Genomic DNA, 7,452 nt, shown 5'->3' with positions numbered 1-7,452 from the left:
TTCGTAGAATTCTGGCAACATTATCATTAAATAGGGCTTATTGCGAATTAATGCTCTTTTTCTTTTACCATAAATTGCTACACTACTTGCCATATATCTATTTCAGGGTATTTTGTCTCCCCTCAAGGTCGCTGCCTCTGGGTCAACCTTTTGATCAGCAATCAACAAAAGCCAATTTTCATCTTGGGCAATCGTCTGAATCTTCAGGTAGCACGAATTGAATTCTTGTAGTATTTCTATGGGTGTCATTGCTATATTCGATGAATTGTGTTGTTGCATTTGGATAAACTAATAATTTAGTTTTGCTCCTCGCCATACAGGTGGGTCTTCCTGCCCACCCGTTTCTTTATGCTGCAACCAAATGTTTCGCTTGTGGAACGTACCTCTTCAGACGCTCCCACTCCTCAGTTGTCAGCGAATCAAATTCTTTATCCAGTAACTCTTCTTCCGTGGGTGGTCGCTCTGTAGCCGTTGTTAATATCCTTGCCACGTTCATGAAGTCGTCTAGCCCAACTACTGCATCAACCGGTTCGGCGTATCGAAGAGAATCCACTCCGTTAGACCAGTGCGTAATATGCTGAAATATCACCCCAATCATTGAATCAGCTTTGTATACTCGATAGTTTCTGCGGCAAGCTCCATTAACGTAAACCAGTTTGTAACCAGAGATTTCTATGACCTCTGCGCTGGGGTCGGTTGGAGGCAGGAGAATTTTCTCTAGGCAGTCACCTAAACCCGGATCAAGAAGTGGAGGGTTACTTGCTGTACTTTGTGTCATGATTGTACTTATTCGAGATTAACCTCGTTGGCGATTGCAATTCTTTTGGTGTGCAATCGCCCTTTCTCATTTGCAGAACGAGGAATTTCTTACACCTCTGTATTTGCATTTGCTGGAGATAGCACAAAATTCTCTTGGCAGTCATAGAAACCCGAATCTGAAAGTGTGATGTTACTTGCTGTGTTATGTGTAATGATTATTTGTAATTGCATATAGGTGGCGATTGCTTTTGTCTTGGGAAGCAATCGCCCTTTTTCCTTCAGCAACTTACGCCGCTACTGCCGTTCGGACTCCCAACGACGCAATCACTTGTTCAGCACTAGCAGCCACACGATTCACCCCGTACTGTCTTGGTCTTGCGTACCAGCTTTGTTGATTGCACCCGACGAAGCCGACAAAACGCCCGTCTTGGTAGAGTTTGGTGCTGAAAGATAACCAGTTAATCTCCCCGTGGTACAGACCAAAAACAGTGCAGGCTTTTTCCAGTTCATCGCTTAATCGTTCGTTTCGTTCCCGTGGCGTTTCTGGCAGAGTCGCTTTAACCTCTGCAACTCTTGTAGCGAACCAGTTGCGATCAAACGGTAGCCGTCCGCCACCGACTAACTGTACCCATACCGTAATCCCGCCTTCGATCCAGATGGTGCGAACTGATTCGGGTTCAACTTCGATAATCTCGCCAATGATGCGACGGTCACGAGATGTCAAGGGGTCTTTGGTTGGGGCTACAGCTTCGGCTTGGGATTCGAGGAGGCTGTATAGTTCTGCTTGGGCTGTGGCTTGCTCATCACGAGAAGAACTAGGAATTGCTTGCTGTGTTAATGTTTCGTAAGTCATAATATTGATCTCCGTGATAGGGGAAAAGGCGATCGCATACTTTCCAGGGTGGGCGGTCGCCTTTGTTATGTGTGCAAACAACGTTGTGGTTTAGCACAACGCTCTCTTTCTTGATTTGGCGTAGCCATATATTTGTGGCTCAAAGCCAGTGGCACTTGAGCAATACCAGAACAGGAGATACAAGGTATCAGGCGACGTGTACGACTTCAAAGGCTTCAATATATTCGCGGGAGTCCCTACCTTTAGGGAACGGAGAAGCAGCGAAGCGCCCTTTGCAGTGAGCAAGGTGGGGAGGGATAGCGACGGGTGACGGAGGCACGGAGTCGCCCACTCTCTTCTATCTCGACAGGCAGAGTCTAGTACTGCGCTGCAATAGTTTGACTTTTGAGGCTTTGAATTGTCCATATCGTCTCCAATTAATGTCATAAACGCTGACAACTTTTGTAGCTTCGCTGTACCCACCAATCCAGCCCAGAACAGTCTTTCCCGACTTCTTTGCTCTAACCAAATCACCAGACCTGAACCCAAAGGGCGTAATGGTGCCACCCTTGCGCTTACGGTTTCCGGTCACACCACTGACCGGATTCTCAAAGTGCAATTGACGACGGTAAAGATTGGGACGGCTAATGACCCGAAACACTGATTTTGTGACAGTGACTTGACCTTGCCAGTGATGACCGCGCCCATTGCTAGATTGAAACGACTGGTATGACATAAAGTGACTAGCCGCCAGCGCAATGCCGTCATTGGCATGAGTTTCAGGAATCTGCTTTGACTTGTCACCCTTGTCTTTAGCCAGCCCTAATTGCTGCCTAAGCGTCGAAGTTTGCCACCCTTCCTGAGAAATAGTCGGGCAGAGTTCTTCTAGCCACTGAAGCATGAATTTCTGTCCGACCATCACCGGAGAAAAGCCGCGTCCTTTACCCTTTTCAGTTCTGGCTTTGACGACCTCATAGCGGATGTCAGAGACGGGGAAGAGTTTGATTAGCTCTTTCGTAACCCGCAATTCCATCTGCCTGTTGGCTCGAATCGAAGGCGGCAATTTACCCTGCCTTCGATTCGAGAAGCGCTTCTGGCGATGCGCTCTGAGATGGAATGCCACTTTGCGGTTGATACGTCTGGCACGTCTGGCACGACGCAGAATTCGGCGACCATTCATCTTCTTTGTAATTGCCTGGAAGGGCAGGATGAGATGCGCGGTGAACAGCGTAAACCTGGATGACTGAACTCCAATACCCGTGAACATCTTGCCGGGGTCGATGCCGAGTGCGATGTCTTGAACCTCGTAGCCTGATGGCTCGCAGATTAGCTGAATGCAAAACAGATTCAGGTCGTTGTGAACGACTTTTGCCTTGCCCGCTTTGAGCCAGCGACGAGCGCGGCTGGGTTTGGTGGGCATAGCAGGAGAACCGTCTGGATTGAGAACTGAAACGCGCATTTTGGAGATAATCCTTATCGCTAAGTGAGAAAGTCCCTTCGCCCACCATCAAGATAGATGTCCTTTCTAAAAGCACCGATAACCAGTCGGTTTAGAGGCAATCCGAGTTAGGGAAACGCTCGGAAGTCTGTGCTATCTCGTTGGCTCGTTGGGCTAGTGCAACGCTTTGTTAGAACCTGGCTGTTCCAAGCCCCATCCTCAAAACCCGTGGCGCGGAGCGCTAGGGTTTAGGGTAGGGTAGTTGACCTGCCGTCCGTCGTCCTGCTGGTAATTTCTTATTAAATGCAATATCCATTTCCCTACTGTGTACCCCTCGCCTTCTCTGGTTGTGCCAGTGCCTCGGTTACTCATCAAGCGGTCACTCTGGATTGTGCTGTCAAGGTTCTGTAGTAAGCGCATCTTTATTTACTAGGAGGCGTTGCGCTTATTTCCTCCTTCATATTTACTATGTTAGTACGAGTTAGTACATTTGTCAATATAGTTAGTACGAAACCCCAGTCCAATATATTTCCTGATAGAATAAATCGTACTAACGGCTTGTGATAACCTAAAACAAAAGGAGATTGTCTATGGCTATTGAATCTCGTCTAACGATTCGCATTGAAGAGGAGATACGAACAGCTTTTCGGTCTAAAGTCGAAGCGCAGGGCAAAACTGTTACAGATGTACTTTTAAAATTTATTAAAGAATATGTAGAGACAGAAAATTCGGAAAATGGCCATGATGTAGCCCAGATTGAGCAAAGAGTTCAAAGACTTGAATCTCTTGTAGAGGAATGCCTGGGGGAATTAGTCGCCTGAGAGAGGAGAACACCACTCTCAGGCAATGGCGTGATCACATTATTAACACTGTTATCAAGGACAAACCCGCCGAGCATTAGGTGGGTTTTGTTTTTTATAGATCACAGCGTACTAACTCGTGCTAACATAATTCTTTAGTTATGTACGAGCTTATACAGTTATGAATCCCACGCCATTTTTATTTGAGTCACTAGAAAACTTTATTGACATATTTACTCTTGGACTAAGTTAAAAGCGATCGCCTCCCGCCAAGAAGAACAATCGCCCAGACTAATCCTTTAGCAAAGAAATAGTATGTCTAATTTACCAGTTTTCCAGTTACTACTCCAAGACAATCCCAATTTATTCAGCACAAAAGGCTTATCCTCACTGCTGCAAGACTGCCTTAGACTGAAATACCCCAAACGGCATAAGTTCATTTACCCTTCATTGTTAGACAGACGAGTTTACTTAGAGCTTGCTGGGCTTGGGAACGGTAATGCCAAACATGATGAAATTATTCATCGGATCATGACAGACCCTAAAGGCTGGTGTCTGGATGCTCCATCATCCGTACATGAAGGGGCGCGGTTCTACGAAAGCATGGGTAAGATTTTTGGCCCTAATTTTGGTACTGAACTTTTTCTTTACCACACGATTAGAGATAATATTCAGGATATTCAGAAAAACTTGGCCATCTCTGGAGTCAGCCAGCGAAACATTTCAATCCGCGATCGCTTGTTCTCCTACCCGATAGTAGAGGATCAACTGCTCACGCTGGAGAGCGATCGCATCATTCTTCAAAAAGCAGTTCCAGAAATCATCCAGTTCTTTGTCAGCCTTGTTCAGATCGCACCTGCATATAACTTGTTTTTGGTGAATAAGGACAAGAGAAATATCCACGCTTCAGTCACCACAGTAGAAAGTTATGCACCAAAGGCAATCATTGCAGACATTTATGCTGAATCTTGTAACTGGGAGAAATCAGAACAAAACTGCTGGCGAGGAAAAAGTACTTTCAGGAAAGATCCAGACGAAGTTCATTTATACCTTCATCTTGATCACAAAGAGAACGAAATTATTTACTTTAAAGCGGTTTACCCGGACTTGAGCCGATTCACAAGGTTTGCTGAAGTCGCCTAATGCGATAAGCCTAACAGCTCCTGCAAGCCCCTTACTAACTGCAACATTCCTAGTATTTACCATACATAGTGGGCAAGAGATATGCTGACACTAGAAAGAGAAGAAACATCAGCACTCGATTACAGCAACCTCAACACCAGTATCCAGGAAACCTTCACTGCCATCGACCGATTTGAATGGCAAGCGGTAGATGAAATTCTACAGATGAGGGAACAACAGCTTTACCTGCAAGCTGGATATAAAAACTTTGAAGAATATTGCCAGCGTGAATTATACGCCTGGGGTGGATACCGACGAATCAACCAACTGCTAGGAGCCAAAAAGGTCATAGACGCAGTTGGCGAGTTGGGCGGACACATCAAAAATGAGCGTCAAGCCCGTCCACTGCTGCGGCTAGTCAAGGAACCAGAGAAACTAAAACAAGCTGTAGCGATCGCTCTCAAAGATAATCCTTCCCCTGGTGAATCAGACTTTGCGGCTGCTGCAAAAAAAGTGGTTCCTCAACTTCCACGCAAAAAACAATCTACTCAGGAACCAATGGTTCCCAAAATTCAAGAACCAGTGGTTCCTCAAAAAGCCATTGTCACAGTCTCACAACAGTCCCATCCCAGATATGGAGAAGAGGGAACCATTGAGGCAGACGCACCGAATCGCTGGCAGCAGATCGTCACTTTTGCTGATGGCGAGAGGTTGTTGATCAACAATGCTGATTTAGATGCCCCCAGTGTCCCACTTCCCAGAGAAAGATCATATCCCGCAGAATATACGGAAGCGATCGCTACTATTGAAGAACGCCATAAACAGGAGTTAGAGCAACTTTCCCAGGAATTAAGAATTGGTTTGCAAACAGAGGCCACAGCCAGAGCCGAAGCCCTGGTACAAGAACAAATCCAATCTCTGCAACAACTATTCAAGCAACAGAAAGAAGAAAATATCCAGTTGCAGCAACGGTTGGGTGAAATGGAGGGGTTAAGGAAATTGGAAGCTGAAAATCAACAACTCAAGCAGCGTATTCAAGATTTGGAAAACGCTGTTGAACAACGCCCTTCTCAACAGTGGGGGAATACCATGACGCAACAGGCTACCAAAGCGTTGAACAAGCAGGTAAAACAGGCGTTAGAGAAAACCATTGATTTGCGATCGCTAGCCCAAGAACCGCCCAAGGAGAATGCCCAAGAATGTTTGCGCCTTATGGGAATGGCACTGAAAAACCTAGCCAGTGCTATGAACAACACCCAAGCGCTCGAAGCTGCTGCGATAATCCTGGGGAGTGAACCTACACCAACTGCGATCGCTTATCGAGCCGAACAACTGGAAATGCTGCCCCAGGCTGTTAATGATATCCGGCAGGTGCTTGCAAAGCCTGAGTGTACATGGCAGGAGTTTTTGAATGTTGCCCAAGAGTATGAGGTAATCAAACAAGACTATTGGGCGGAATTGACCAGTGAGGAAATCCAATTAATTGCCGCACTCCAAAACATATCTACTGAACTGGACACCATTGGCGTTAGTTCTGTCGTTGCCCATGCCGATCCATATCGCACTTTGTATGTGGAGAGGGGCGAAGTTGTAGAGGACTTGGGCGAAGAGTTGGTAGTTGCTTGGGATCATTGGCGAAATGAGTCCAAGAAGACTGACAGGTATTTCCGAGACGAGTTGCGGTTTTGGCAACCTCAATAGGCTTTCAATGTATCGGTAATTTTTTAGACAAACAAATATCGAACTAAACCCTGCGATGCCTACGGCGGTAAACAACGCTGTAGGGAAGTTCCCGTGCGTCAAAATAATAGGAGATTGTGAAATGACTGCAACTATTACAAAACCCAAGCTCAAAAAGGCTGCTACTAAAGCACAGTCACCATATAAGCGGCTTCATGTGATTATTCCCATTGAAGATTTGCTGTGGGCATCGCAGCAAAAGCCTTCAGTTACGCAATTGTGGCAGGAGTGCTGGACGGCTGATCCTTATGGTTCTCGATGGATGCCGCTAACAAGTGCTTTGGGGTACAGTACTTTTATCTCTGCGAAGAAAATTCTATCTGAAAGTGGACTGTTCATTTTCAAACCGGATAAGTCGATTCAGGATGGCCGGGAGACAGTGAAGTGGATGGTGCAGAATTTACACGGTAGCCGAATGAAGGAGTTCTGGGAGAAAGCCAATTCTCTTAATCAGCAACCAGATTCTGAAAAACAAGAACCAAATGCTGAGATTTCAGAGATAGATGCTGGCTGTGAAGAAATACGTGCTTTAAATCAAGCATCTATTTCAGGTGAAAATCATTTAGAGCAAGGGTTACAGGAAACCTCACGAACTGCTCAGGAACACCTCACAATCTCTTCAAAAGATATTGTGATACCAATTTGAAAAAAGAATGCGACAAATGGTAAATGTATAGAAGCAGCATTTGGGGTGTGTGATGGCAGGGATAACCCGGATAGAGATCAAAGAGAGTGCAGAGGAACTAGAGGCACTGCTACGT

The 7,452-nt window shown here is 45.9% G+C and carries 8 protein-coding genes; 4 read left to right on the top strand and 4 right to left on the bottom strand.

Annotated elements, in window-relative coordinates:
- Positions 1-102 precede the first annotated feature (102 nt).
- The 4 genes from LC608_RS35645 to LC608_RS35630 all read right to left on the bottom strand — a co-directional run bounded on the left by LC608_RS35645 (position 103) and on the right by LC608_RS35630 (position 3,050).
- Positions 103-279, bottom strand: coding sequence for a hypothetical protein (locus LC608_RS35645; protein ID WP_229558014.1), 177 nt, complete (start codon positions 277-279; stop codon positions 103-105).
- A gap of 67 nt (positions 280-346) precedes the next feature.
- Positions 347-778: a hypothetical protein gene (locus LC608_RS35640; protein WP_229558013.1), complete on the bottom strand. Its 432-nt coding sequence runs from the start codon at positions 776-778 to the stop codon at positions 347-349.
- A gap of 267 nt (positions 779-1,045) precedes the next feature.
- Positions 1,046-1,612: a hypothetical protein gene (locus LC608_RS35635; protein ID WP_229558012.1), complete on the bottom strand. Its 567-nt coding sequence runs from the start codon at positions 1,610-1,612 to the stop codon at positions 1,046-1,048.
- Positions 1,613-1,949: 337 nt separating this feature from the next.
- Positions 1,950-3,050: an RRXRR domain-containing protein gene (locus LC608_RS35630; protein WP_267871329.1), complete on the bottom strand. Its 1,101-nt coding sequence runs from the start codon at positions 3,048-3,050 to the stop codon at positions 1,950-1,952.
- 569 nt (positions 3,051-3,619) lie between these two features.
- Between LC608_RS35630 and LC608_RS35625 the strand changes: the two genes are divergently transcribed.
- The 4 genes from LC608_RS35625 (at position 3,620) to LC608_RS35610 (ending at position 7,337) form a co-directional block, all read left to right on the top strand.
- Positions 3,620-3,850 carry a hypothetical protein gene (locus tag LC608_RS35625; protein WP_109012804.1) on the top strand — a complete coding sequence of 77 codons (231 nt, stop codon included), beginning with the start codon at positions 3,620-3,622 and terminating at the stop codon, positions 3,848-3,850.
- A gap of 294 nt (positions 3,851-4,144) precedes the next feature.
- Positions 4,145-4,972, top strand: coding sequence for a hypothetical protein (locus LC608_RS35620; protein WP_229558011.1), 828 nt, complete (start codon positions 4,145-4,147; stop codon positions 4,970-4,972).
- Positions 4,973-5,053: 81 nt separating this feature from the next.
- The gene (locus LC608_RS35615) at positions 5,054-6,652 is read left to right on the top strand and encodes a hypothetical protein (protein WP_229558010.1); all 1,599 of its coding nucleotides are present in this window, start codon (positions 5,054-5,056) and stop codon (positions 6,650-6,652) included.
- A gap of 121 nt (positions 6,653-6,773) precedes the next feature.
- Entirely contained in the window at positions 6,774-7,337 is a 564-nt protein-coding gene (locus tag LC608_RS35610) for a hypothetical protein (RefSeq protein ID WP_229558009.1), read from the top strand.
- The last annotated feature ends 115 nt before the right edge of the window (positions 7,338-7,452 follow it).

Origin of the sequence: Nostoc sp. XA010 (genome assembly GCF_020829625.1) — a bacterium.
Taxonomy (GTDB): domain Bacteria; phylum Cyanobacteriota; class Cyanobacteriia; order Cyanobacteriales; family Nostocaceae; genus Nostoc.
This window is presented reverse-complemented; position numbering and strand designations above follow the sequence as displayed.

What these genes read in the sequence shown, in the direction of transcription:
- LC608_RS35645 (WP_229558014.1), bottom strand. Translation starts at nt 279, where the DNA reads ATGCAACAACACAATTCATCGAATATAGCAATGACACCCATAGAAATA.
- LC608_RS35635 (WP_229558012.1), bottom strand. Translation starts at nt 1,612, where the DNA reads ATGACTTACGAAACATTAACACAGCAAGCAATTCCTAGTTCTTCTCGT.
- LC608_RS35630 (WP_267871329.1), bottom strand. Translation starts at nt 3,050, where the DNA reads ATGCGCGTTTCAGTTCTCAATCCAGACGGTTCTCCTGCTATGCCCACC.
- LC608_RS35625 (WP_109012804.1), top strand. Translation starts at nt 3,620, where the DNA reads ATGGCTATTGAATCTCGTCTAACGATTCGCATTGAAGAGGAGATACGA.
- LC608_RS35640 (WP_229558013.1), bottom strand. Translation starts at nt 778, where the DNA reads ATGACACAAAGTACAGCAAGTAACCCTCCACTTCTTGATCCGGGTTTA.
- LC608_RS35610 (WP_229558009.1), top strand. Translation starts at nt 6,774, where the DNA reads ATGACTGCAACTATTACAAAACCCAAGCTCAAAAAGGCTGCTACTAAA.
- LC608_RS35620 (WP_229558011.1), top strand. Translation starts at nt 4,145, where the DNA reads ATGTCTAATTTACCAGTTTTCCAGTTACTACTCCAAGACAATCCCAAT.
- LC608_RS35615 (WP_229558010.1), top strand. Translation starts at nt 5,054, where the DNA reads ATGCTGACACTAGAAAGAGAAGAAACATCAGCACTCGATTACAGCAAC.